The following is a 23,911-nucleotide window of genomic DNA, read 5'->3' as shown; positions in this document are numbered from 1 at the left end:
CCCGCACCCCCGCTCGCAACACCCGCTCAACATCAAGGAGTTACGGATCCCATGGACGCTGTGACCCAGGTCCCCACCCCCGTCAACGAGCCGGTGCACGGCTACGCCCCCGGCTCGCCCGAGCGCGCCCGGCTGGAGGTCAAGCTGAAGGAGCTGGCCGAGAACCCGGTCGACCTGCCGATGACGATCGGCGGCGAGAAGCGGATGGGCGGCGGCGAGCGGTTCGACGTCGTGCAGCCGCACAACCACAAGGCCCGCCTGGGCACCTACGCCAACGCCACCCAGCAGGACGCCCAGGACGCCATCGACGCGGCCCTCGCCGCCGCGCCCGCCTGGCGCGCGATGTCCTTCGACGACCGCGCCGCGATCATCCTGCGCGCGGCCGAGCTGCTGTCCGGCCCGTGGCGCGAGACGCTCGCCGCATCGACCATGCTCGGCCAGTCGAAGACCGCCCAGCAGGCCGAGATCGACTGTCCCTGCGAGCTGATCGACTTCTGGCGCTTCAACGTCGCCTACGCCCGCCAGATCCTGGCCGAGCAGCCCCCGGCCAACTCCCCGGGTGTGTGGAACCGTCTCGACCACCGCCCGCTGGAGGGCTTCGTCTACGCGATCACGCCCTTCAACTTCACCGCGATCGCAGGCAATCTGCCCACCGCGCCCGCGCTCATGGGCAACGTCGTCGTCTGGAAGCCGTCCCCGACCCAGACCCACGCGGCCGTCCTGCTGATGCAGCTGCTGGAGGAGGCCGGGCTGCCCAAGGGCGTCATCAACCTCGTCACCGGTGACGGCATCGAGGTCTCCAAGGTGGCGCTGGAGCACCGGGACCTGGCCGGCATCCACTTCACCGGCTCGACGAAGACCTTCCAGTACCTGTGGAAGACGGTCGGCACCAACATCGAGAAGTACCGCTCCTACCCGCGCCTGGTCGGCGAGACCGGCGGCAAGGACTTCCTGGTCGCCCACCCGAGCGCCGACCGCGCGGTCCTGAAGACGGCGCTGACCCGCGGTGCCTTCGAGTACCAGGGCCAGAAGTGCTCGGCGACCTCCCGCGCCTACATCCCGGCGTCCATCTGGAACTCCGGGTTCAAGGAGGAGTTCGCCGCCGAGGTCGACTACCTGACCATGGGCGACGTCACCGACCTGTCCAACTTCATCGGCGCCGTCATCGACGAGCGCTCCTTCGCCAAGAACAAGGCCGCCATCGACCGCGCGAAGTCCGACCCGGCCTGCACGATCGTCGCGGGCGGCAGCTACGACGACTCGGTCGGCTGGTTCGTCCGCCCGACCGTGGTCGAGTGCACCGACCCGGAGAACGAGGTCTTCCGCACCGAGTACTTCGGCCCGTTCCTCGCCGTGTACGTCTACGAGGACGACAGGTACGAGGAGATGCTGACCCAGATGGAGTCGGTGTCCGACTACGCGCTGACCGGCTCGGTCATCTCCAACGACCGTGCGGCGGCCGCGTACACGATGGACAAGCTCCGCTACGCGGCCGGCAACTTCTACATCAACGACAAGTCGACCGGCGCCGTCGTCGGCCAGCAGCCCTTCGGCGGCGGCCGCGCCTCCGGCACCAACGACAAGGCCGGCGCCCCGCAGAACCTGATGCGCTGGACCCTGACCCGCGCCATCAAGGAGACGCTGGTCCCGCCGACCGACTACACCTACCCGCACATGGGCTGACCCGTCACCGGGGCAGACTGCCCCTCATGACGGCGAAGCAGAACGAGAGCCCGACCGTGGCGGCCGACGACGGCGTACGTCTGTGGGCCGCGCGGTCGGGCTCCGGCGATCCCTGGGGGCTGCGGGCGTTCGGAGCGGCAGGGCACCGGTCCCCGGACGCTCGACCGCTTCGTCGCCGATCTCGACGTCGTACGACGCACTTCGGTCTGGAGCGGATACGGCTGCTCGGCCACTCGTGGGGCGCGCAGCTCGCGTTGAGCTACGCCCTGGCGCACCCGGAGCGGGTGAGCCTGCTCGTGTACGTGTCCGGCACGGGCATCGGACCGGACGCCGACTGACACCCCGCCTTCCTGGCCCACCCCCTCGCCCGCCTCGGCGAGCAGCCCGAACGCCTCGCCCGCTGGCGGGAGTTGGACGACCGCCCGGTGCGATCCGACGACGAGCACCGCGAGTCGGCGGTTCTCCAGTGGTCGGCCGAGTTCCAGGACCATGCGGAAGGACGACCCGACGGGGCTTCCGGGAGGCGGTCGGGTCGGTGGTGGCCTAGCCGGGCATCTCCGTCCGCTCCCACCACTCGTACACCGGCAGGCTGCCTTCCGGGGTGTTCGCGTGACGCGAGGTCGCCCTGAAGTGCTCGTAGCCGTTCCGGAGCTCGATCTTCAGGTCCGGTCCGGAGGTGTCGACCGGGACGATCCGTGCGGGCAGATCCTGCGGGCCGCCCTCGAGAAGTGCCTTGACCGTGTCGGGCATGACCTCACCCTTCCCTCGGTTGGAGTCCGGCAGAAAACGACATTACTCCTGATCAGAGCCGTGTGACCCAATCCACTGTCTCAGATAGTAGGAAGTCCGAGTAATTGTGGAGACAGACCGGGCCCGCTCGCTTACTTTTGTAGGAGCCGAACGTCTCGCTCGACCAAGCGAATGGCGGTCGTGAGCGCGCCCCGTGCAGGCAACCCCTGCGGCATCGCTCCCCGCCCCATCCGGCGTCTCGTAACCCCTTTCCGCACTCCCGGATGTCGAAGGAGTCGATTTCCCATGGCCGAGACGACCGCACGCCGCCGAGTCCGTCACATCTCCCGCACGAGCGAGTCCGACCGCAAGAACGCCGCAGCCGCCCTCCAGCGCGCCCTGGACCGCAGGGACAACGGTGGTTCGACCGGCCACTGAGCCGGGCATCACCACTGAGCCGGGAGCCGCACCCGCAAGGTGCGGCGCGGGCTCACGCCCCGCGCCGCACCTCGAAGTGATCGATCCGCTCGCCGCTGTCCGTGAGTGCCGACACTTTCAGGCTGGGCCTCGCACCGCTCTCCGCCTCCACCGTGAGCAGGGAGAAACCCCGGTAGCGCACCCGCGACCACTCCACGGTCTCCGCCGCGGAGGCCCTTGACTTCGTCCACTGAAAAGTGTCGACGGAGTCGTGGTGCGTGACGTGTCCCTCGTAGCTCTCCTGCACGCCCGCCGGGAAGCCGTACAGATCCCGGCCGCCGCCGCCCGCCGTGACGTACACGATCCCGTCCCGTGTCGGGTCGGTGGACGCACCGATGGGGACCGGCCTGCCGACCCCGTCGTTCCTGATGGCGTCCGTCCGCTCGTACACATGGTTGTGCCCGTTGATCACCAGGTCCACCTGGTGCCTGGCGAACAGCGGCAGCCATTCCGCCCGTACCCCGCCGTCGGAGGCGTGCGCGGAGGTCGAGTAGGCGCAGTGGTGGAAGAAGACGACGACGAAGTCGACGTCCTTCGCCGACCGCAGCTCGGCCAGCTTCTCGTCCAGCCACTTCGTCTGCCTGCCGCCGCTGTGGCCGAAGTTGGCGGGGATCTCGTACGAGACGTCGTTCGCGTCCAGCGCCACGAAGCCGACGTTGCCGTAGGTGAACGCGTACACCCCGGGCGCGGTGCGGGCGTCGAAGCCGCTGTCCGGGAGGGAGAAGCGGGCCAGCTGGCCGCCGTAGCCCTCTGGTGAGTACCAGGCCTCCATGTCGTGGTTGCCGGTCGTCACCATCCACGGGACCGACCTGGCCACGGGCTCGTTCTGCTTGAGGAACAGGTCCCAGAAGGCGGGGTCGTAGCCGTCCGACTTCTCGCCCCGGCCATTGGTGTCGGCGTAGCAGATGTCCCCGGCGTGCAGATGGAAGGCGGGCTTCTGGCGCAGGATGACGTGGTCGTTGGCGGCCGCGGCCTGGCTGACCCCCTGGTCGCCGAAGGCCGTGAACACGAACCTCTCCGGGGAGGCCGGCGCCGTGCGGAAGGTGGCGATCGTCGAGCGGTGTTTCGGGTCCGCCGGGTCGAAGCCCTCGTGGCCCACGCCGTAGTAGTACGTCGTGCCGGGGCGCAGGCCGTCCAGGGCCGCGTGGAGGTAGTACTGCTCCAGCGCCGGACGCACGCCCGTCACGCCCGGGGTGTGCAGATCGCGGACCTCGGCCTCGATCTTCCGGCCCAGACCGTCGGGCGTCAGGCCGATGCGGACGTACGGCTTCCGCACCGCGAGCGGGACCTGCCAGGAGACCCGCAGCTGCGACTTCGGGTCGGCGCCGAAGGCGAGATGCCGGCCGAAGGGGGAGATCACAGAGCCGTGCACCGCCGGGCTCGCGGGCGCCGAGGCCCTCGTGCCCTGCGCTCCCGATCCGCCACCGCAGCCGCTCAGCAGCCCGCCCGCCGCCACCGCACCCGCCGTCACCAGCGTGCGGCGCCGGATCAGCTTGGTGCGCAGGTACTCGTGCTGCTCGGCCATGCTCAGCCGGTCTGCAAGCTGCGGCGGGATTCCGACGTCGGGTACGGGGGGTGTCCCCCTGGAGGGCACAGTCATGGGAGGGAACTTCCCAGCGACGGCCAACGCCCGCCAGACATACGGGTGAACGGGCGACGACCAGTTGGCGCTCCCCGTCACTGTCATGTCCGTATGGCGGACATGACATGTCATTCAATGGGACGCGGAGTAGGGTGCCGACATGTCTCGCAGCATCAATCTCGCAGTGATTCCCGGTGACGGCATCGGCCAGGAGGTCGTGGCCGAAGGTCTGAAGGTCCTCTCCGCCGTCCTTCCGCAGGATGTGAAGCTGGAGACCAAGGAGTACGACTTCGGCGCCAAGCGCTACCACGACACCGGTGAGACCCTCACCGACGCCGACCTCGACGCGCTGAAGAAGCACGACGCCATTCTGCTCGGCGCCATCGGCGACCCGAGCGTCCCCTCCGGCGTCCTGGAGCGCGGCTTCCTGCTCAAACTCCGCTTCGCCTTCGACCACCACGTCAACCTGCGTCCGTCGAAGCTCCTGCCGGGTGTCGCCACCCCGCTGGCCGGCGAGCCGAGCATCGACTTCGTCGTGGTCCGCGAGGGCACCGAGGGCCCGTACACGGGCAACGGCGGCACCATCCGCAAGGGCACCGAGCACGAGGTCGCCACCGAGGTCTCCGTGAACACGGCCTTCGGTGTCGAGCGCGTCGTACGTGACGCCTTCGCCCGCGCCCAGGCCCGTCCCCGCAAGAAGCTCACGCTGGTCCACAAGAACAACGTGCTGACCTTCGCGGGCCACCTGTGGACGAACATCTTCAACCAGGTGGCCAAGGAGTTCCCCGAGGTCACCACCGACTACATCCACGTCGACGCGGCGACCATCTACCTGGTCACCGACCCGGGCCGGTTCGACGTGATCGTCACCGACAACCTCTTCGGCGACATCATCACCGACCTCGCCGCGGCCGTCTCCGGCGGCATCGGCGTCGCCGCGAGCGGGAACATCAACCCGTCCGGCGAGTTCCCCTCGATGTTCGAGCCCGTGCACGGCTCGGCGCCCGACATCGCGGGCCAGGGCAAGGCCGACCCCTCCGCCACGGTCCTGTCCGTCGCGCTGCTCCTGCGCCACCTCGGCTACGAGGCCGAGGCCGCCCGCATCGAGGAGGCGGTCTCCGCCGACCTCGCCGAGCGCACCGGCAAGCCCGCCCGCTCCACGTCGGAGATCGGCGACGCGCTGGCCGTACGAGTAGCCGGCTGACCCCGCGCTCCTCGAAACTTTCGAAGCCGCCGGGTCGCATCAGCACCCGGCGGCTTCCGCTGTGTCCCCGCCGGGTGCCACCATCATCCCCGGGCCGCATTTCACGCCGTTTCTTCCACGGTCCCCGCCTTGCGATAATCGAACGCGGAGCCGCGGATTGAGGGAATGCTCGGACGTCCCAGCACTGGCCACCGGCCGTACGGACGTGAGCGCGGCCCGTCACACACAACCGGTGAAGGACAACCACTCATGACGACGCCCACGATCGAGCTCAAGCCCTCGGCCTCGCCACTCTCCGACGCGGAGCGCGAGGCGATCCTGGCGAACCCCGGGTTCGGCCGCCACTTCACCGACCACATGGTGACGATCAAGTGGACCGAGGGCCGCGGCTGGCACGACGGCCAGCTCGTCCCGTACGGCCCGCTCTCGCTCGACCCGGCGAACATGACCCTGCACTACGCCCAGGAGATCTTCGAGGGCCTCAAGGCCTACCGCCGCCCGGACGGCTCGGTCGCCACCTTCCGCCCCGAGATGAACGCGCGCCGCTTCCAGCGCTCCGCGCACCGCCTCGGCATGCCCGAGCTTCCGGTCGAGACCTTCATCGAGGCCTGTGACGTCCTCGTCCAGCAGGACAAGGCATGGGTGCCCGCGCACGGCGGCGAGGAGTCCCTCTATCTGCGCCCGTTCATGATCGCGACCGAGGTCGGCCTGGGCGTGAAGCCCGCCAACGAGTACCTCTTCCTGGTCATCGCCTCCCCGGCCGGCGCCTACTTCCCCGGCGGCGTCAGGCCGGTCTCCATCTGGCTCGCCGAGGACCGCGTCCGTGCCGTCCCCGGCGGCATGGGCGACGCGAAGACGGGCGGCAACTACGCGGCCTCCCTGCTCGCCCAGGCCGAGGCCGCCGCCAAGGGCTGCGACCAGGTCTGCTACCTCGACGCGGTCGAGCACAAGTGGGTCGAGGAACTCGGCGGCATGAACCTGTACTTCGTGTACGGCGCTGCGTCCAATGAAAAGCCGGTGATCATCACGCCCTCGCTGACGGGCTCCATCCTGGAGGGCGTCACCCGTGACTCGCTGCTGACCGTCGCCCGCGACCTCGGCTACGAGTCCGAGGAGGGCCGCATCTCCATCGACCAGTGGCAGCGCGACGCCGAGAACGGCACGCTGACCGAGGTCTTCGCCTGCGGTACCGCCGCCGTGATCACCCCGGTGGGCACCGTCAAGCGCGCGAGCGCCGAGTGGCAGCAGTCGGGCGGCGAGCCGGGCGAGGTCACGCTCAAGCTCCGCGAGGCGCTGCTGAACATCCAGCGCGGGACGGCGGAGGACAAGCACGGCTGGATGCACGTTCTCGGCTGAGGGCTGAGCGGGGGTTTGTGCGGGGGGTGCCGTGACCCTACTGGGGGGCTGCGCCCCCCAGGCCCCCCGTTTCGGCCTGGACGGCCTCGTCCTCAAGCGCCGGACGGGCTGGAGTTGCTGACCCGGGCCGAGAAAGCACCGTCAGTTGCAGCAACGAGTACGTCGCACCCCCCACCAGCCCCGACAGCACAAAGCTGCAGTCCACCCCGCCCGTCAGCGACAGCAGTGGGCCCTGGTACGACGGTAGTGACACCGCCAGCAGGCCGAACCCGGCGCCCACCGCCCAGGACAGCGTCGCCCGTACGTTCCAGCCCGCCCGGTACCAGTAGATCCCGCCCCGGGCGCGGCGGTTGAAGACCTGCAGGGCGTCCGCGTCGTACACCCCGCGGCAGCGCACGAAGCCGATGAGGGTGATGACCGCCCACGGGGTGCCGATGGCCGTCAGCAGGAGGACGAAGGACGTCATCGCGGACTGGGCGTTCCAGGTGTAGTGGCCGATGAAGACGCAGGCCGTGGCGACGATCGCGACCGTGTAGGTGGCTCGGGCGCGGGATGCGCGCGGCAGGATCGCGTCCAGGTCGAGGCCCATCGAGTAAAGCATCAGACCCGCGTTGCCGACCGAGCCCGCGGAGGCGGAGAGCAGGAGCGGGACCAGGTACCAGGCGGGGGACGCCGTCACCAGCGGGCCCGCGTAGTCCGCTGCCGCGCGGGCCGCGTACGCCGTGAAGGTGCCGAAGAGCTGGGGGACCAGCAGGCCCAGGATCAGGCCGAGCCAGGTCGCGTGCAGGACCCGGCGGGAGGAGTGGCGGGCCGGGGAGATGTAGCGGGTGTAGTCGCCGAGGAGGGTGATGAAGGCGATCGGGCCGGACAGGCCCGCGGCCACCGTCGCGAGGAGCCAGGTCGGCCAGTAGCCGCCCAGCAGATAGCCGCCGGTCTCCGGGATCGCCGAGGTGGTGAAGTGCGGGGCGTAGGCGAGGACGCCCAGCGCCAGCAGCGCCGTCATGCCGATCGCCAGGACCCGGGACATGGCCAGCAGCACCCGGTAGCCGTACACCGCGCCCGCGACCGTCGCCCCGGCGAGGACCGCGTAGACCAGGGCGTACGCCACTCCGTCCACCGGCAGCCCGAACAGCCGCCGCAGCACGCCCACCATGACGTCCCCGCCGATCCACACGGTCAGCGCCGTGTAGCCGAGGGCGAGGAGCAGGCCGACCACCGAGCCGACCAGCCGGCCGCGCACGCCGAACTGGGCGCCGGAGGAGGTGGAGAGGTTCGTCGCGGTGCGCAGCGAGATCAGGGCCAGGGGCGCCGTCAGGGCCGTGCCCGCCACCGTGCCGACCACGATCGAGCTCAGCGACGACCACCAGTCCAGGCCGAACGACGGCGGCAGCCAGCCGAAGATGATCACGCCCAGACAGAGGTTGGAGCCCAGCAGGATCGAGACGAGGTCGCGGGGCCCGCTGGTGCGTTCCTCCTCGGGGATGGTGTCCACTCCGCGCTGTTCCATCGAGATCGGCATGGCGGCCCTTTCGGTTGGTTAGAGCGGCACTCAATGTGACTCCTGACGCTGTGGCCGTCAAGACCTTCCTCCTAAGGACTTCCATGTTTAGAGTGATGCTCTAAATGGAGGGATGGACATGCGGCTGACACCGACCGAACGCGACCGGCTGCTGCTCTTCGGGGCCGCCGAGCTGGCCCGGGCACGGCGGGCCAGGGGCCTTCGGCTCAACGTGCCCGAGGCGACCGCGCTGATAGCGGACACCGTCTGCGAGGCCGCCCGTGACGGCGCGCGGCTCGCCGAGGCCATCGAGCGCGCCCGGTCCGTCCTCGGCCCGGCCGATGTGCTGCCCGGCGTCGCGGACGTCGTCACCGAGGTACATGTCGAGGCCGTCTTCGACGACGGTTCGCGGCTCGCGGTGGTGAGCGATCCGATCGGCGGGGGCGGGCTGGGGGAGCAGGCGCCGGGCGCGCTGCTGCCCGGGCCCGAGCATGCCGAGCCCGAGGCGGCCGTGCGGCTGACGGTGACCAACACCGCCACCGTGCCGGTCTCCGTCACCTCCCACTTCCACTTCTTCGAGGCCAACCCGCGCCTCGTCTTCGTACGGGAACAGGCCTATGGGATGCGGCTCGCCGTGCCCGCCGGGTCGTCGGTGCGGTTCGGGCCGGGGGAGAGCGTCGAGGTCGGGCTGGTGCCGATCGGGGGCGAGCGGGTCGCGATCGGGTTCGCGGGACTCGTCGACGGGGCGCTGGACGCGCCGGGGGCGAAGGAAGAGGCCCTGCGCAGGGCCGCCGCCTGCGGATATCTGGGAGCAGAACGATGAGCAACGACCACCGCCCGGGCATCGACCCTCGCGCCTATGCCGCCACCCATGGGCCCCGCGCCGGCGACCGGGTCCGGCTCGGTGACTCCGGGCTGACCGTCCGCGTGGAGTCCGACTCCCAGCAGTACGGCGACGAGTTCCTCGCCGGCTTCGGCAAGACCGCCCGCGACGGGCTGCACCTCAAGGCGGCGGCCGTCCGGGAGACCTGTGACGTCGTCATCAGCAATGTGGTGGTGATCGATGCCGTGCAGGGGATCCGGAAGGTGTCGATCGGCATCCGGGAGGGGCGGATCTGCTCGATCGGGCGCGCCGGGAACCCCGACACCCTCGACGGGGTCGACGTCGTCGTCGGCACGGGTACCTCGATCGTGTCCGGCGAGGGGCTCATCGCCACCGCCGGTGCCGTCGACACGCACGTCCATCTGCTGTCGCCGCGGATCATGGAGGCCTCGCTGGCGTCCGGCGTGACCACGATCATCGGGCAGGAGTTCGGGCCCGTGTGGGGTGTCGGCGTCAACTCGCCGTGGGCGCTGCGGCACGCGTTCAACGCCTTCGACGCCTGGCCGGTCAACATCGGCTTCCTGGGCCGCGGTTCGTCCTCGCACTCCGCGCCCCTGGTGGAGGCGCTGGCGGAGGGCGGCGCGAGCGGCTTCAAGGTGCACGAGGACATGGGCGCCCACACGCGTGCCCTGGACACGGCGTTGCGTGTCGCCGAGGAGCACGACGTCCAAGTCGCCCTGCACAGCGACGGGTTGAACGAGTGCCTGTCGGTGGAGGACACCCTGCGGGTGCTGGAGGGCCGGACCATCCATGCCTTCCACATCGAGGGGTGCGGGGGCGGGCACGTCCCCAATGTCCTCAAGATGGCGGGTGTCCCGAACGTCATCGGCTCCTCCACCAACCCCACCCTCCCCTTCGGGCGGGACGCCGTCGCCGAGCACTACGGCATGATCGTCTCCGTCCACGACCTGAAGACCGACCTGCCGGGCGACGCCGCCATGGCCCGCGACCGCATCCGCGCCGGGACCATGGGCGCCGAGGACGTGCTGCACGACCTGGGCGCCATCGGCATCACCTCGTCCGACGCGCAGGGCATGGGGCGGGCCGGCGAGACCGTCCGCCGTACCTTCGCCATGGCCGGGAAGATGAAGGCCGAGTTCGGCGCCCCGGACGAGCACGACAACGAGCGCGTCCTGCGCTACATCGCCAAGCTGACCATCAACCCCGCGATCGCGCACGGGCTCTCGCACGAGGTCGGTTCGATCGAGGTCGGCAAGCTCGCCGACATCGTGCTGTGGCGGCCGGAGTACTTCGGGGCGAAGCCGCAGCTGGTCCTCAAGTCCGGCTTCCCGGCGTACGGCGTGGTCGGCGACCCCAACGCGGCGACGGACACCTGTGAACCGCTGGTCCTCGGGCCGCAGTTCGGGGCGCACGGAGCGACGCCCGCCGAGATCTCCGTCGCCTTCGTCGCCCAGGCCGCCCTGGACCAGGGCAACGACACCATGCCGACCCGGCGCAGAAGGGTCGCCGTGCACGGCACCCGCGGCATCGGACCGGCCGACCTGCGGCTCAACTCCCGTACCGGAGCCGTGGACGTCGACCAGCGGACCGGTCTGGTCACCCTCGACGGAGAGCCGGTCCGCTCACATCCGGCCGACTCCGTCTCTCTCAACCGCCTCTACTTCCTCTGAGCCTTCCTCTGCGCCTTTCTCCGCGCCTTTCTCTGATCCCTCCTTCGACCCTTCCTCCGATCCTTCCTCCGACAAGGACCTTCGATGTCTGCTGCCGCCGACGGCTTCCGCATGCCCGCCGAATGGACTCCGCACGAGCGCACCTGGATGGCGTGGCCGGGGCCCAACGCGACCTTCGACGACCCGGAGGCCCTCGCCGCCTCACGCGCCGCCTGGGCGTCGGTCGCCCGTGCGGTCCGCCGCTTCGAGCCGGTGACGGTGGTGTGCGGACCGGGACAGTCGGCGCAGGCGCGGGCGTCGCTGGGCCCGGGCGTCGACACCGTCGAGCGCGAGCTGGACGACGCGTGGATGCGGGACATCGGCCCGACGTTTCTCACGAACGGGCGTGAACTCGCCGCCGTCGACTGGACGTTCAACGGCTGGGGCGCCCAGGGCTGGGCCCGCTGGGAGCACGACGCGAAGATCGCCGCGTATGTCTCGGACCTCGCGGGCGCGAGGACGTACGCCTCGAAGCTGGTCAACGAGGGCGGCGCGATCCACGTCGACGGCGAGGGGACGGTCCTGCTCACTCAGACCGTGCAGCTCGGTCCCGAGCGCAACCCGGGCTGGACGAAGGAGCAGGTCGAGGCGGAGATCCACGCCCAGCTCGGCACCCGCAAGGCGATCTGGCTGCCCCGCGGCCTCACCGGCGACTATCCGCCGCACGGCTTCGGCACCCTCGGCCATGTCGACATCGTCGCCGCGTTCGCACGCCCCGGTGTCGTGGTCGCACATTCCCAGCCGGACCCGGCGCACCCGGACCACGAGGTGACGAAGGAGGTCATCGGGCTGCTGAGGGCGCAGACGGACGCGCGGGGCCGCAGCCTGGAGGTCGTCGAGGTCCCGGCGCCCACCGTGCTGGAGGCCGACGGCCACTGGGCCGACTACTCCTACATCAACCACTACCTCTGCAACGGCGGCGTCGTGCTCTGCGGCTTCGACGACCCGCGCGACGAGATCGCCGCCGGGATCTTCCGTCGGCTCTTCCCGGAGCGGACGGTGACCCTCGTGGACGCCCGGACGATCTTCGCGGGCGGGGGCGGCATCCACTGCATCACCCAGCAGCAGCCGAAGGTCCGCTGACGGCCCGCGGGGCAGGACCGTCAGGTAGAACATACGGGTGAACGTGCTGATCTGTGCCGCCTGCGGAGGCCGGCTGACCGAGCCCGTCCGGCAACTGGACGAGATGCCCGGGTACCCGGGCTGGGACGGGCTCCCGGGCCCGGACGGCAGGCGGCACGGCCCGCCGTCCGAGCCGGTCGATGACGACGAGGAGTACGACGGGGTCGTGCCCGGCGGCAAGTGGAAGTCCGACGAGCGGGGCGCGCCGGTCTCCGCCGGGCCGCGCGGCACATATGTCCTGCACCCGGACGACGTCGTGTGCCGCAGCGGCTACGAGGCGCGGCGCGTCCCGGATGCCGTGCGTGTCGAGGCGGCCGCGTGACCGCCCGGCGCCGCACTCCCGCCCCGCCCCGCGAACAACTCCTCGCCGCCGCCATGGACATGATCGCCGAACGCGGTCTGGAGAAGCTCACCATGGCGGCGCTCGGCCGCGAGGTCGGCATGAGCAGCGGTCACCTGCTCTACTACTTCCGCTCCAAGGACGAACTGCTGCTGCAGGCCCTGGAGTGGAGCGAGGGCCGGCTGGGCGCCGAGCGCGGACGGCTGCTGGCGCGCGGCGGCACGGCCCGCGAGCGGCTCGACGCCTACGTCGACCTGTACGTCCCCGACGGCCACCGCGACCCGCACTGGACCCTCTGGCTGGAGGTCTGGAACCGCTCGCAGAACGCCGACGAGGATGCCCGCGACCGGCAGGCCGCCATCGAGGGCGTCTGGCACCGCGACCTGGTGGCACTGATCGCGGAGGGGGTGTCGCGGGGGGAGTTCCGCCGCGTCGACCCCGACCGTTACGCGGCCCGGCTGCGGGCTCTGCTGGACGGATTCTCCATCCATGTGGCGATCGGGCTGCGAGGGACGGACCGGGGGCAAGTTCTCGGCCACGTACGGGACTTCCTGGACGAGAGCCTGCTCGCGGACGTCTGAGCCCGTGTCCCGGGTTGTACTCAATTCGGGGGATTGACGCTGTACCGCGTGGTGCGTTTGTCTCGAAAGGAGCCCTTGGCGCAGGGCAGGGGACAAGCGTCACACGGGGAACACAACGGGGATCACAGGGGGAATCGTGCTCAGAGCCATGCGTGGGATGTCCGTCGCGGCGGTGGCGGGAGCCATGGTCGCGTTGACGGCGACATCGCCGTCCGGGGCAGCGGCTCCCAGGCCCGCGACCGAGCGGGTCACGGTGTCGGCGACGGGGGAGCAGGCCGACGAGAACGCGTACGGACCGCAGTTCAGCGCGGACGGCCGCTTCGCGCTCTTCACGGCGTACGCGTCCAATCTGGTGCCCGGCGACACCAACCGCAGCGCGGACGTCTTCGTGCGCGACCTGCGCAAGGGGACGGTCGAGCGGGTCGATGTCGCTTCGGACGGCGCCCAGGCGGCCGGCGGCGATTCGCAGGCGCGCGCCATCAGCGCGGACGGCCGGTACGTGCTGTTCAGCTCCAACGCCAGGAACCTGGTCCACTGGGACAACCCACCCACGAACGAGGCGGCCCAGGACATCTACCTGCACGACCGGCGCACCGGCCGCACGGAACGGATCAGCGTCGCGCTCGACGGGGGTTCCGCCTTCACCGCCAACGCCACGATGACACCGGACGCCCGCTACATCGCCTTCAACGCCAAGGCCGAGCGGATGGAGACGAACCCCCGCGACCTCTTCGGGATCGTGTATCTCCTCGACCGCCGCACCGGCACCGTGGAGCGGATCAGCAACCGGGACCGCCCGGACAATCCCTCCCTGCTGCAGGGGCTGAGCGACAACGGCCGCTATGTGGCGTACACCCAGCCGGTGCCGCGCAGTTCCTACGGCCGCACCTGGGTGCACGACCGCCGCACCGGCACCGAGGAACAGGTCAACGTCAGACCGGACGGCGCCCCGGCCCAGCGGTACGCGCTGCCCGCCTCGCTCTCCGCCGACGGCCGCACCATCGCCTTCTCCTACTGGGGCGACGAGGAGATCGTCCCGGGCGAGGACCCCGGCACCGGCTCCACCGTCTACGTCCGCGACCTGCGCAAGGACGTCACGCGGCGGGTCAAGGCAGGCCCCGCGGGCGAGGACGGGATCAGCGAGCCCGTCCTCAGCCCGGACGGCCGCTACGTGACCTATCAGGCACAGCCGCGACTGGCGGACGGCCGCCTCGGGCCCGCCAACGTCTACCTCCGCGACCTGCGCACCGGCTCCACCCGCCTGGTCAGCGAGTCCGTCACGGGCGGACCCGTCACGGACCGGTCCGTCGCCGTCTACGCGGTGAGCGCGGGCGCCCGCCGCATCGGCCTCGGCAGCGAGTCGGGCCAGCTCGTCGCGGGCGACACCAACGGCTTCTACGACGGTTTCGTACGACGCCTGCCGTGATCAGCACAGTGCTCGCATCCTGAGACGGACAGTGAACACGGGGGCGGGTTGTGCCAGACTGCCCCCGTGCTCTCGTTCGCCATGATTATTGGCAGCAGGCGCGCCGGTCCGCAGTGACCGCCACGTACGACCAGGTACGGGTGGACACCGTCGTCCTCGACCCGCGCGCAGACCTCTCGCACCCGCGAGAGGTTTTTCGCTTTTCTGGCCCACCTTCAGCCGGGAGCAAAGCGCGAGGGATCATTGAGGACGGTGGAGCCGGTCATTCCGGTAACGACCGTGATCCGACGGGATCCAACAGCAGGAGCCTTGAACACCATGACCGCAACCAGCGAGCTCGACGATTCGTTCCACGTCTTCGACACCACCCTGCGCGACGGCGCGCAGCGCGAGGGAATCAACCTCACCGTCGCGGACAAGCTGGCCATCGCACGGCACCTGGACGACTTCGGCGTGGGCTTCATCGAGGGCGGCTGGCCCGGCGCCAACCCGCGGGACACCGAGTTCTTCGCCCGCGCCCGGCAGGAGATCGACTTCAGGCACGCCCAGCTCGTCGCCTTCGGCGCCACCCGCCGCGCGGGCGCCAAGGCGAGCGAGGACCCGCAGGTCAAGGCGCTCCTGGACTCGGGCGCCGAGGTGATCACTCTGGTCGCGAAGTCCCACGACCGGCACGTCGAGCTCGCGCTGCGCACCACCCTCGACGAGAACCTGGAGATGGTCCGCGACACCGTCTCGTTCCTGCGTGAACAGGGCCGCCGGGTCTTCGTCGACTGCGAGCACTTCTTCGACGGCTACCGCGCCAACCCGGAGTACGCCAAGGCCGTCGTACGGGCCGCCGCCGAGGCCGGAGCGTCCGTGGTGATCCTGTGCGACACCAACGGCGGCATGCTCCCCGCCCAGGTCCAGGCCGTCGTCTCCACCGTCCTCGCCGACACCGGCGCCCGGCTCGGCATCCACGCCCAGGACGACACCGGCTGCGCGGTCGCCAACACGCTCGCCGCCGTCGACGCGGGCGCCACCCACGTCCAGTGCACGGCCAACGGTTACGGCGAGCGCGTCGGCAACGCCAACCTCTTCCCGGTCGTCGCCGCCCTGGAGCTCAAGTACGGCAAGCAGGTCCTGCCCGAGGGCGCGCTGCGCGAGATGACCCGGATCTCGCACGCCATCGCCGAGGTCGTGAACCTCACCCCCTCCACGCACCAGCCGTACGTCGGTGTCTCCGCCTTCGCCCACAAGGCCGGTCTGCACGCCTCCGCGATCAAGGTCGACCCGGACCTGTACCAGCACATCGACCCCGAGCTCGTCGGCAACACCATGCGGATGCTCGTGTCCGACATGGCGGGCCGCGCCTCGATCGAGCTGAAGGGCAAGGAGCTCGGCGTCGACCTGGGCGGCGACCGTGAGCTGGTCGGGCGGGTCGTCGAGCGGGTCAAGGAGCGCGAGCTCAAGGGCTACACCTACGAGGCCGCCGACGCGAGCTTCGAACTGCTGCTGCGCGCCGAGGTCCAGGGCAAGCCCCTGCAGTACTTCGAGGTCGAGTCCTGGCGTGCCATCGTCGAGGACCGCCCCGACGGCAGCCACGCCAACGAGGCCACCGTCAAGCTCTACGCCAAGGGCGAGCGCATCGTCGCCACCGCCGAGGGCAACGGCCCGGTCAACGCCCTCGACCGCGCCCTGCGCGTGGCACTCGAGAAGATCTACCCCCAGCTGGCCAAGCTGGACCTCGTCGACTACAAGGTCCGCATCCTGGAGGGCGTCCACGGCACGCAGTCCACCACTCGCGTGCTGATCTCCACCTCCGACGGTGCGGGCGAGTGGTCCACGGTCGGCGTGGCGGAAAACGTCATCGCGGCGTCGTGGCAGGCGCTGGAGGACGCGTACACGTACGGTCTGCTGCGGGCCGGGGTGGAGCCCGCGGAGTAACTCCGCGGTTCGGCGGGCAGTTCAGCACGAGTCCTCGGCGAGCTTCTCGAACTCGCCGAGGCTCATGACCCGGTCGTCCGCCCAGACCTGACCGGGCCTCAGCTTCGCCAGGTCGGCCGCGCGAAACGTCAGCGTGGTGCTGTACTCGTAGTTGAAGTCGCCCTTCATGAAGCCGAGTTGGTAGGTGTACTCGGCCACCGGCCGCTGGGGTCCGGTGTGGTGGGCGTGCCACTCGGCCAAGGGCGAGAAGAGCGGAAAACCCGCGTCCCCGGTGCGCCGCTTTCCGCGCACCCACCAACCGGAGAGGTCCTTCCCGGTACCGTCCCCGGCCTTCGTGCCGGTGAGCGACAAACCCTGGATGCGGTCGTCACCGCAAGGCCGGATCAGGGCATACGGAACGCCGTCCGCTCCGACCCGCACCCCCGCGAGCGGCAGCTCGATCGCCCCGCAACCGCTCAGAAGCAACGCCCCGCCGACGGCCCCCGCGACCGCGCCCACCCCACGTCTCATGTCCTTCAGGACATCACCGAGCGATCCGCACTACGACCACGGCATCGCACCGGTTCCATTGCGGTCGCACAACTGCCCGACGAAAGGCGGCCCATGTGCCGGGGCCGCGGTGACGACGTGGCCGGTGATCCCGGAGTCCCGGACCGTGCAGGTGGCGCACGCTCTCGGACCGGGCCAAATGGACTGGTGTGAGTTCCGGGGCTGTCGGCCGTCTTGACGGCTTCCTGCGCCACTCGTTAACTCACGAGGTGAACTAAGTCGTTTGTGGGACAAGAGAGTTGAGGGAAGGCCATGCGCAGAACCGCCCTGCTCGTCTCCACCGCCTTGCTCACCGCCCTGTTACCCCTCGCCGTGGCCCAGGCGGTCGACGATCCGCCCCCCACGCCCGTCGACCGCTTCGAGGGCGAGGTCCCCTTCGCCTCCCAGCCCGCGGAGGGCATCTTCACCTGGGGCGGCGACAGCGACGATCCGCCCACGCTGCAGCTGACCGCCAGAACCGACGCCCCCGAGGGCGAGAAAGTGCTGACCGGCACCTACGACATCAGCGGCTACGGCGGCTTCACCCACGACTTCGCCGCGAACGAACCCGCCCACGACTGGTCGGCCCACAAGGGCATCCGCTTCTGGTGGGACGGCCAGGACAACGGCAAGAAGATCGCCTTCGAGATCAAGGACGGCGGCGCGAACGGCGAGGCCTCCGAACTCTGGACGACCTCCTTCACCGACGACTTCACCGGCTGGAAACAGGTCGAGATCCCCTTCGGCGACTTCGTCTACCGCACCGACTACCAGCCCGTCGGCGGCATCGACCACGTTCTCGGGCTCACTCAGATGTGGGGCTACTCCGTCACCCTCCCGGTCGGCGTCAAGGGCCGATTCGCCATGGACGACGTCGAGTTGTACGGCAAGGCGGACCAATCGCTGCGGGCGGGCGTCACGACCGACACCGCCGTGTACCCGGTGAAGGAGGGCGGTACGGCCGCGGTCCGGGTCACCCTCGCCACCACCGGCTCCGCCCCCGTCGCGGACCCGGTGACCGTCACCTACGAGACCACGGGCGGCACCGCGGACCCCGGCAGGGACTACACACCGGTCTCCGGAACCCTCACCTTCCCCGCCGGTACGGCCTCCGGAGCGACGCGCACCATCCACGTGCCGACCCTGCGCGACAAGTCGCCCGAGTCCGCCGAGACGATCCCGCTCAAGCTCACGGTGACCGGCGCCAAGCCCCCGGCCGAGACCCCGCAGGTGGTGATCGACGCGCACGGACTGCCGTACCTGGACCCGAAGTTGCCGGTCCGCAAGCGTGTCGCCGACCTCGTCTCGCGTATGTCCCTGGCGGAGAAGGCCGGCCAGATGACCCAGGCCGAGCGCGGAGCCGTGGGGGACGGCGGGGACGTCGCCGCCTACGACCTCGGCTCGCTCCTGTCCGGCGGCGGCTCCACACCCACGCCCAACACCCCCGAGGCCTGGGCGAAGATGATCGACGGCTTCCAACTGCGGGCGCAGGCAACGCGGTTCCAGATCCCGCTGATCTACGGCGTGGACGCGGTGCACGGCCACAACAACCTGGTCGGCGCCACGATCATGCCGCACAACATCGGCATCGGGGCGACCCGAGATCCCCGACTCGCCGAGAAGGCAGGCGCGGCGACCGCGTCCGAGGTCCGCGCCACCGGCGTCCCCTGGGACTTCGCCCCCTGCCTCTGCGTATCCCGCGACGAACGCTGGGGCCGCTCCTACGAGTCCTTCGGCGAGGACCCGGCCCTCGTCGAGTCCATGGAGACAGTCATCCAGGGCCTCCAAGGCCCGGCGAGCGGGCGGGAGTTGAAGGACAACGACAAGGTACTCGCCACCGCCAAGCACTTCGTCGGCGACGGCGGCACCGAGTACGGCTCGTCCACCACCGGCACGTACACCATCGACCAGGGCGTCACCAAGGTCACCCGGCAGCAGCTGGAGGCCGTCCACCTGGCGCCGTACCGGACCGCCGTCGACCGGGGCATCGGTACGGTCATGCCCTCGTACTCCTCGCTCGACATCCTCGGCGACGGACAGGGCCCGGTGAAGATGCACGCCCGCGCCGACATGATCAACGGCGTGCTCAAGGGCCGTATGGGCTTCGACGGCTTCGTGATCAGCGACTGGAACGCCATCGACCAGCTCCCCGGCGACTACTCCTCCCACGTGCGCACATCCGTCAATGCGGGCGTGGACATGATGATGGTGCCGTACGCGTACAAGGACTTCACCGCGCAGCTCGTCGCCGAGGTGCAGGCCGGTCGCATCAGCGAGCGGCGGATCGACGACGCCGTCTCGCGCATCCTCACCCAGAAGTTCCGGCTGGGGCTCTTCGAGAAGCCGTACGCCGACACGAGCGGGGCCGCGCAGATCGGTTCGGCGGCGCACCGGGCCGTCGCACGGCAGGCGGCCGCCGAGTCTCAGGTCCTGCTGAAGAACGCGAACGGCGTGCTGCCCCTGAAGAAGGACCAGAAGGTGTACGTCGCCGGGTCCAACGCCGACGACCTCGGCAACCAGACCGGCGGCTGGACCGTCACCTGGCAGGGCGCCTCCGGCACCCACACCCAGGGCACGACGATCCTCGCCGGGATGCGCAAGGACGGAGACGTCACCTACTCCAAGGACGCCTCCGCACCCACGGCCGGCTACGACGTCGGCGTGGTCGTCGTCGGCGAGACCCCGTACGCCGAGGGCGTCGGAGACGTCGGCAACGGGCACGATCTGCTGCTCTCCGCCGCCGACCGGGCCGCCGTCGACAAGGTGTGCGCGGCCATGAAGTGCGTGGTGCTGATCGTCTCCGGGCGTCCCCAGCTGATCGGTGACCGGCTCGGCGAGATCGACGGCCTGGTCGCCTCCTGGCTCCCGGGCACGGAGGGCGACGGGGTGGCCGACGTGCTGTACGGCAAACGCCCCTTCACCGGTCAGCTCCCGGTCACCTGGCCCAAGTCCGAGGCGCAGCTGCCGATCAACGTCGGTGACACGGCGTACGACCCGCAGTTCCCGTACGGCTGGGGTCTGACGACCCTGACCAAGGTGCCGGAGGGAGGCGCGGCGACGCTGAAGGCGCTCGCGACGGCGGCCGCCGTCGCCGAGAAGAAGGGCGCGGACGAGACCGGCCGCGCGCTCGTCACCAGGGCCCGGCTGATCGTCCAGCAGAAGGCGGGCACGGGCATCACGGAGGCGGTGGCGAAACCCTTCGCCGACGCGGACCACCTCTCGCTCACCGGACGGTACGGGGCGGCCGTGGAGAAGCTGATCACGGCCTACCGGGCCACCTGAGGAGGACATCACCCGCCTCTTTCACCTGAACGGATGACCAGTTTTGGGAGGCTTCGGGTAGCTTCGAACCATGAAGGCCGCCGTACGGACCCGAAGCCTCCCGGGGCTGCTCCTGGCCCTGTTGCTCGCCGCCCTGACCGTACTGTCGGCGGGCTCCCCGCCGGCCTCCGCCGATACGAGCGTCTCGACGATCGCCGAGGCCCTGCGCAAGAGCCCGGTCTACGTCGACCCGGCGGCGAGCGCCCAGCTGTCGTCCGCCGACGCGCACTCCCTCGCCGAACGGATCAAGGACGCCGACAAACCGCTCTTCGTCGCCGTCCTCCCCGCCGGCTACCCCACGACGGACCTCTTCCGCAACCTCCGCACCGCCACCGGCATCACAGGCCTGTACGCGATCCGGCTCGGCGACCGCTTCGACGCGAGGGCCGACTCCTCCGTCCTGCCGCGCACCGCCGTACAGAACCTCGTCAGCAGCGTCCAGGGCGAGAAGGACGCGAAGACCCAGCTGACCGACTTCACGAACAACGCCCTCACCAACATGGGCGGCTCCGCCCCGTCGAGCTGGGGCTCCTCCTCCGGAGGCGGCGGGGTGTCGTACACCGCGCTGATCACCGCGGGCGCGGTGCTGGTGGCGGGCGGCGCGGGCGCCTACACGCTGGTACGGCGGAGCCGGCGCCGCAGGGCCGCGGAGCAGCAGGCGGCGCTGGACCGGCTGCGGATCGTGGTCGACGAGGACATCACGGCCTTCGGCGAGGAACTGGACCGCCTCGACTTCCACCCGGCAGAGGCGGGCGCCGACGACGCCATGCGCGCCGACTACGAACGGGCGCTGGACGCCTACGAGCAGGCCAAGTCCGCCATGGCCGAGGCCCGTAAGCCCGAGGACGTGCGGGCCGTCACCCAGGCACTGGAGGACGGCCGTTTCTCGCTGGCCCTGCTCGCCGCCCGCCGCGAGGGCCGCCCCCTGCCCGAACGCCGGCCGCCCTGCTTCTTCGACCCCCGCCACGGCCCGTCCGTCGCCGACGCAGAGTGGACGCCGCCGGGCGGCGCCCCGCGCGAGGTCCCCGTCTGCGCGGCCGACGCCACCCGCCTCGCCGACGGCCGCGACCCCGTCGTCCGCGAGGTCGACACCGACTACGGCCGCCGCCCGTACTGGGACGCGGGCCCGGCCTACGGCCCCTGGGCGGGCGGCTACTTCGGCGGCGGCCTGCTGCCCGGCCTGCTCGTCGGCACGCTGCTGGGCAGCATGATGGCGACCCCGTCGTACGCGGCCGACTACGGCACCGGATACGGGGACTTCGGCGGCGGATACGAGGGCGGGGACACCTCCGGCGCGGACTTCGACCCGGGTGACTTCGGGGGCGGCTTCGGCGACGGTGGGGGAGGGGACTTCGGGGGCGGCGGGGACTTCGGCGGAGGGTTCTGAGGCGCCCTGCGGCGTCACACCTCCGCGTCCGCCAGCTGCTCCATCAGCGCCCCCGCCAGCTCCAGCAGGCCCCGCTCGGTCGGGCTCAGCGAGGCCAGGGCCCGCGACAGCCAGGCGTCCCGCTCGGCCATGTCCCGCTCCAGCGCCCGCCGCCCCGCCTCGGTCAGCGACAGCACGGACTGCCGCCGGTCGACCGTGTCCGGCTCCCGCACGATCAGTGCTTCCGTCTCCAGCTCCGCGAAGACCCGGGTCAGCGACTGCGGCCGCTGCCGCTCGGCCGCCGCGACCTCGCCGGGGGTGGCCGAACCGTGCCGGTGCAGGTGGCCGAGCACCAACAGCTGGTTGGCGCTGAGACTCCCGTCGCCGCGCTCCTGCCGCAGCCGACGGTTGAGACGCATGACGCCACGGCGGATGCGGGCGGCTTCAGCGAGGTGCTCCATGAGAAAGATCGTACGCAACTACTTACTGCCTTGATGCCATCAATGACCGTAGTATCAGGTGAGTGACCGCAAAATTAATACGCAATGCGTATGAAGCGGCGCTGACGATGAGCGCCATGCTGCTGTGCTGGGCCGCCGCCCTCGTGCTGGAGGGCGCCGCCGGGCTGCACACCGATGTGCTCGTCCTCGCGGTGGCCCTGTCGCTCACCCTGTCCTCGACCCAGCGCACCGCGGACACCCGCCGTCGGCTCACCGCGCTCGTGGTGCTGCCCGTGGCGGCCGGTGCGTCGATCTTCCTCGGCCGGCTGATCGCCGCCCACTATGCGATCGGGGCCGCCGTCTTCACCGTCGGCATCTCACTGGCCATCTGGATCCGCCGCTACGGCCCGGCCGCCACCAAGGCCGGGACCCTGCTGACCCTCCCGCTCATCGCCCTCCTGGTCGTCCCCGGCCCCGCGCTGCCGCCCGAGGCGCAGAGCGGGCTGGTGACCTGGTTCTGGTCGGCGCTGATCGGGGCGCTGGCGTGCGGCTCGGTCTGGCTGGTGCAGGGGCTGGCGGACCGGTACGGACCCTGGCGCGCCGAGCCGGTCCCCGAGCAGCCGCCGCGCCGCTCCCGTCTCCATCCCCGCCCGAGCACCCGCATGGCCCTGCAGATGGCGGCCGGCGTCGCCATCGCCTTCGCCCTCGGCCGCCTGCTCTTCGACGACCACTGGCCCTGGGTGGTGCTGACCGCCTATGTGGCGGCGAGCGGCAACCGCGGCCGGACCGACGTACTGCGCAAAGGGGTCGAGCGGCTGCTGGGCGCCTGTGTCGGCACGCTGCTGGCGACGGGGGTGGGCGCGGCCGGCATCACCGGTCACGTCTCGGTGGCGCTGATGTTCACGATCCTCGCGGTCGCCCTGTGGCTGCGCCCGCTCAACTACGCCTACTGGGCGGCAGGCATGACCTGCGCCCTTTCCCTGCTCCTCGGCTACTTCGGCCAGAACGCCCAGCACCTGCTGCCGACTCGCCTGGAGGGCATCGCCGTCGGTGCGGTGCTCTCGGTGGCATCGGCGTGGTGGCTGCTGCCGGTGCCGCGGAGGCGGGCGACGGCGGCACAGATTGCTCCGACCGATGTCCAACGGCCGCGCGCGCTCCTACCCTTGGGGAGTGGTGACCGCGCCCGATGGGGACGAACGGGAACTCGTCGAGGGCTTCGGCGACGATCGGCCGCTGCTCGGTGAGCGGTGGCGGGCGTTGTCGCGCCGGGTCCGGGTGGCGGTCGTCGGGTCGGTCTGCGCAGCCCTGCTGGGCGTGCTTCTCGGATACGTCGTCGCCACGCGCCCGCCGCCCGACCCGGTCGCCGCCACCAGTGTCCGGATCACTGCTGTGGAGATGCCGCAGCGCTACACCCTGGACCTCGGCATCACCCTCCGCGTCGCCTCCGCCGTTCCCGTCACCCTCACGGGAACGAGGCAGGGCTACGACGGCTTCCTGCAGACCTTGCCCGTGCCCGGCGCCGTGCTCCTGCCCGGTCGGGTCCGCATCCTGCACGCCCGCCTGAACGTCTACTGCCAGTTGCCCCTGCCACGGCAGGGAACGCCCCTGCTGTTCGTGACCGTGCGCAACGCCCGCCGCGAGGGCCGGGCACCGGTCGTACCCACCGCGGCGCAACTCGCCGGCATCGACCGCGCCGTGCAGCGGATCTGCCGACGGTGACCGCATCCGGCAGAATCCCGTGCGACCGCCCTGCATGCGACCGCCCTACAGTGGAAGAACCGG

21 protein-coding genes are annotated in these 23,911 nt (G+C 70.7%); 16 read left to right on the top strand and 5 right to left on the bottom strand.

The genetic code is table 11. The features are described 5' to 3' along the window. Nucleotides 1–51 precede the first annotated feature (51 nt). Nucleotides 52–1,683, top strand: coding sequence for an L-glutamate gamma-semialdehyde dehydrogenase (gene pruA / locus ACFY1E_RS23680; protein WP_389079106.1), 1,632 nt, complete (start codon nucleotides 52–54; stop codon nucleotides 1,681–1,683). A gap of 26 nt (nucleotides 1,684–1,709) precedes the next feature. Then, a complete protein-coding gene (locus ACFY1E_RS23675) occupies nucleotides 1,710–2,021 on the top strand; it encodes an alpha/beta fold hydrolase (protein WP_389079104.1) in 312 nt (103 codons plus the stop codon). 205 nt (nucleotides 2,022–2,226) lie between these two features. Here ACFY1E_RS23675 and ACFY1E_RS23670 read toward each other — a convergent pair whose 3' ends face one another. Further along, nucleotides 2,227–2,433, bottom strand: coding sequence for a DUF5988 family protein (locus ACFY1E_RS23670; RefSeq protein WP_351475510.1), 207 nt, complete (start codon nucleotides 2,431–2,433; stop codon nucleotides 2,227–2,229). Nucleotides 2,434–2,718: 285 nt separating this feature from the next. Here ACFY1E_RS23670 and ACFY1E_RS23665 point away from each other — a divergent pair, with 285 nt between their 5' ends. After that, entirely contained in the window at nucleotides 2,719–2,850 is a 132-nt protein-coding gene (locus ACFY1E_RS23665) for a hypothetical protein (RefSeq protein WP_107056436.1), read from the top strand. 52 nt (nucleotides 2,851–2,902) lie between these two features. Here ACFY1E_RS23665 and ACFY1E_RS23660 read toward each other — a convergent pair whose 3' ends face one another. Next, nucleotides 2,903–4,414: a purple acid phosphatase family protein gene (locus ACFY1E_RS23660; protein WP_389079101.1), complete on the bottom strand. Its 1,512-nt coding sequence runs from the start codon at nucleotides 4,412–4,414 to the stop codon at nucleotides 2,903–2,905. 217 nt (nucleotides 4,415–4,631) lie between these two features. Between ACFY1E_RS23660 and ACFY1E_RS23655 the strand changes: the two genes are divergently transcribed. Together ACFY1E_RS23655 and ACFY1E_RS23650 are read left to right on the top strand one after the other, a co-directional pair. Further along, on the top strand, nucleotides 4,632–5,675 hold the full coding sequence (locus tag ACFY1E_RS23655) for a 3-isopropylmalate dehydrogenase (RefSeq protein WP_389079099.1): 1,044 nt from the start codon (nucleotides 4,632–4,634) through the stop codon (nucleotides 5,673–5,675). A gap of 249 nt (nucleotides 5,676–5,924) precedes the next feature. Beyond that, nucleotides 5,925–7,031: a branched-chain amino acid aminotransferase gene (locus tag ACFY1E_RS23650; RefSeq protein ID WP_389079096.1), complete on the top strand. Its 1,107-nt coding sequence runs from the start codon at nucleotides 5,925–5,927 to the stop codon at nucleotides 7,029–7,031. A gap of 37 nt (nucleotides 7,032–7,068) precedes the next feature. On the opposite strand, the gene ACFY1E_RS23645 is transcribed toward ACFY1E_RS23650, so the two are convergent. Then, nucleotides 7,069–8,550, bottom strand: a complete 1,482-nt coding sequence (locus tag ACFY1E_RS23645; protein WP_389079094.1) for a cytosine permease — start codon at nucleotides 8,548–8,550, stop codon at nucleotides 7,069–7,071. 118 nt (nucleotides 8,551–8,668) lie between these two features. On the opposite strand from ACFY1E_RS23645, the gene ureA reads away from it, so the two are divergent. From ureA to cimA, 7 genes are all read left to right on the top strand, one after another. After that, nucleotides 8,669–9,352, top strand: a complete 684-nt coding sequence (gene ureA / locus ACFY1E_RS23640; protein WP_389079092.1) for an urease subunit gamma — start codon at nucleotides 8,669–8,671, stop codon at nucleotides 9,350–9,352. After that, a complete protein-coding gene (locus ACFY1E_RS23635) occupies nucleotides 9,349–11,043 on the top strand; it encodes an urease subunit alpha (protein ID WP_389079090.1) in 1,695 nt (564 codons plus the stop codon). The genes ureA and ACFY1E_RS23635 overlap by 4 nt, the downstream gene beginning before the upstream one ends. Before the next feature lie 84 nt (nucleotides 11,044–11,127). Then, complete coding sequence (locus ACFY1E_RS23630; protein WP_389079087.1) at nucleotides 11,128–12,165, top strand: agmatine/peptidylarginine deiminase; 1,038 nt, start codon at nucleotides 11,128–11,130, stop codon at nucleotides 12,163–12,165. 37 nt (nucleotides 12,166–12,202) lie between these two features. Further along, nucleotides 12,203–12,526: a hypothetical protein gene (locus ACFY1E_RS23625; RefSeq protein WP_389079085.1), complete on the top strand. Its 324-nt coding sequence runs from the start codon at nucleotides 12,203–12,205 to the stop codon at nucleotides 12,524–12,526. Beyond that, a complete protein-coding gene (locus tag ACFY1E_RS23620; RefSeq protein ID WP_389079083.1) occupies nucleotides 12,523–13,125 on the top strand; it encodes a TetR/AcrR family transcriptional regulator in 603 nt (200 codons plus the stop codon). The genes ACFY1E_RS23625 and ACFY1E_RS23620 overlap by 4 nt, the downstream gene beginning before the upstream one ends. Nucleotides 13,126–13,273: 148 nt before the next feature. Continuing rightward, complete coding sequence (locus ACFY1E_RS23615; protein WP_389079080.1) at nucleotides 13,274–14,551, top strand: TolB family protein; 1,278 nt, start codon at nucleotides 13,274–13,276, stop codon at nucleotides 14,549–14,551. Between the two features lie 318 nt (nucleotides 14,552–14,869). Further along, nucleotides 14,870–16,474 (top strand): citramalate synthase, encoded by a 1,605-nt coding sequence (gene cimA / locus ACFY1E_RS23610; RefSeq protein WP_389079077.1) that lies wholly within the window; start codon nucleotides 14,870–14,872, stop codon nucleotides 16,472–16,474. Between the two features lie 21 nt (nucleotides 16,475–16,495). Here cimA and ACFY1E_RS23605 read toward each other — a convergent pair whose 3' ends face one another. Continuing rightward, nucleotides 16,496–16,984: a hypothetical protein gene (locus tag ACFY1E_RS23605; protein ID WP_389079075.1), complete on the bottom strand. Its 489-nt coding sequence runs from the start codon at nucleotides 16,982–16,984 to the stop codon at nucleotides 16,496–16,498. A gap of 291 nt (nucleotides 16,985–17,275) precedes the next feature. Here ACFY1E_RS23605 and ACFY1E_RS23600 point away from each other — a divergent pair, with 291 nt between their 5' ends. After that, entirely contained in the window at nucleotides 17,276–20,284 is a 3,009-nt protein-coding gene (locus ACFY1E_RS23600; RefSeq protein WP_389079074.1) for a carbohydrate binding domain-containing protein, read from the top strand. A 70-nt stretch (nucleotides 20,285–20,354) separates the two neighbouring features. Continuing rightward, nucleotides 20,355–21,710 (top strand): hypothetical protein, encoded by a 1,356-nt coding sequence (locus ACFY1E_RS23595; RefSeq protein WP_389079071.1) that lies wholly within the window; start codon nucleotides 20,355–20,357, stop codon nucleotides 21,708–21,710. A gap of 14 nt (nucleotides 21,711–21,724) precedes the next feature. Here the strand turns inward: ACFY1E_RS23595 and ACFY1E_RS23590 are convergent, their stop codons facing one another. Next, a complete protein-coding gene (locus tag ACFY1E_RS23590) occupies nucleotides 21,725–22,150 on the bottom strand; it encodes a MarR family winged helix-turn-helix transcriptional regulator (RefSeq protein ID WP_389079070.1) in 426 nt (141 codons plus the stop codon). 62 nt (nucleotides 22,151–22,212) lie between these two features. Here ACFY1E_RS23590 and ACFY1E_RS23585 point away from each other — a divergent pair, with 62 nt between their 5' ends. Both ACFY1E_RS23585 and ACFY1E_RS23580 read left to right on the top strand, forming a co-directional pair. Next, nucleotides 22,213–23,373 carry an FUSC family protein gene (locus ACFY1E_RS23585; RefSeq protein WP_389079068.1) on the top strand — a complete coding sequence of 387 codons (1,161 nt, stop codon included), beginning with the start codon at nucleotides 22,213–22,215 and terminating at the stop codon, nucleotides 23,371–23,373. After that, complete coding sequence (locus tag ACFY1E_RS23580) at nucleotides 23,303–23,848, top strand: hypothetical protein (RefSeq protein WP_389079067.1); 546 nt, start codon at nucleotides 23,303–23,305, stop codon at nucleotides 23,846–23,848. The genes ACFY1E_RS23585 and ACFY1E_RS23580 overlap by 71 nt, the downstream gene beginning before the upstream one ends. The last annotated feature ends 63 nt before the right edge of the window (nucleotides 23,849–23,911 follow it).

The sequence above is a fragment of the Streptomyces sp. NPDC001604 genome (assembly GCF_042893475.1).
Lineage (GTDB): Bacteria > Actinomycetota > Actinomycetes > Streptomycetales > Streptomycetaceae > Streptomyces.
The sequence above is the reverse complement of the archived record's forward strand: the minus strand, read 5'-3'. Positions and strand labels throughout refer to the sequence as shown.

Bases quoted from the DNA above. Each gene is read 5' to 3' on its own strand.
- ACFY1E_RS23645 (WP_389079094.1), bottom strand. From the start codon at position 8,550: ATGCCGATCTCGATGGAACAGCGCGGAGTGGACACCATCCCCGAGGAG.
- ACFY1E_RS23630 (WP_389079087.1), top strand. From the start codon at position 11,128: ATGTCTGCTGCCGCCGACGGCTTCCGCATGCCCGCCGAATGGACTCCG.
- ACFY1E_RS23665 (WP_107056436.1), top strand. From the start codon at position 2,719: ATGGCCGAGACGACCGCACGCCGCCGAGTCCGTCACATCTCCCGCACG.
- ACFY1E_RS23605 (WP_389079075.1), bottom strand. From the start codon at position 16,984: ATGAGACGTGGGGTGGGCGCGGTCGCGGGGGCCGTCGGCGGGGCGTTG.
- ureA (WP_389079092.1), top strand. From the start codon at position 8,669: ATGCGGCTGACACCGACCGAACGCGACCGGCTGCTGCTCTTCGGGGCC.
- ACFY1E_RS23660 (WP_389079101.1), bottom strand. From the start codon at position 4,414: ATGGCCGAGCAGCACGAGTACCTGCGCACCAAGCTGATCCGGCGCCGC.
- ACFY1E_RS23670 (WP_351475510.1), bottom strand. From the start codon at position 2,433: ATGCCCGACACGGTCAAGGCACTTCTCGAGGGCGGCCCGCAGGATCTG.
- ACFY1E_RS23615 (WP_389079080.1), top strand. From the start codon at position 13,274: ATGCGTGGGATGTCCGTCGCGGCGGTGGCGGGAGCCATGGTCGCGTTG.
- ACFY1E_RS23655 (WP_389079099.1), top strand. From the start codon at position 4,632: ATGTCTCGCAGCATCAATCTCGCAGTGATTCCCGGTGACGGCATCGGC.
- ACFY1E_RS23650 (WP_389079096.1), top strand. From the start codon at position 5,925: ATGACGACGCCCACGATCGAGCTCAAGCCCTCGGCCTCGCCACTCTCC.
- cimA (WP_389079077.1), top strand. From the start codon at position 14,870: ATGACCGCAACCAGCGAGCTCGACGATTCGTTCCACGTCTTCGACACC.
- ACFY1E_RS23600 (WP_389079074.1), top strand. From the start codon at position 17,276: ATGCGCAGAACCGCCCTGCTCGTCTCCACCGCCTTGCTCACCGCCCTG.
- ACFY1E_RS23590 (WP_389079070.1), bottom strand. From the start codon at position 22,150: ATGGAGCACCTCGCTGAAGCCGCCCGCATCCGCCGTGGCGTCATGCGT.
- ACFY1E_RS23635 (WP_389079090.1), top strand. From the start codon at position 9,349: ATGAGCAACGACCACCGCCCGGGCATCGACCCTCGCGCCTATGCCGCC.
- pruA (WP_389079106.1), top strand. From the start codon at position 52: ATGGACGCTGTGACCCAGGTCCCCACCCCCGTCAACGAGCCGGTGCAC.
- ACFY1E_RS23675 (WP_389079104.1), top strand. From the start codon at position 1,710: ATGACGGCGAAGCAGAACGAGAGCCCGACCGTGGCGGCCGACGACGGC.
- ACFY1E_RS23595 (WP_389079071.1), top strand. From the start codon at position 20,355: ATGAAGGCCGCCGTACGGACCCGAAGCCTCCCGGGGCTGCTCCTGGCC.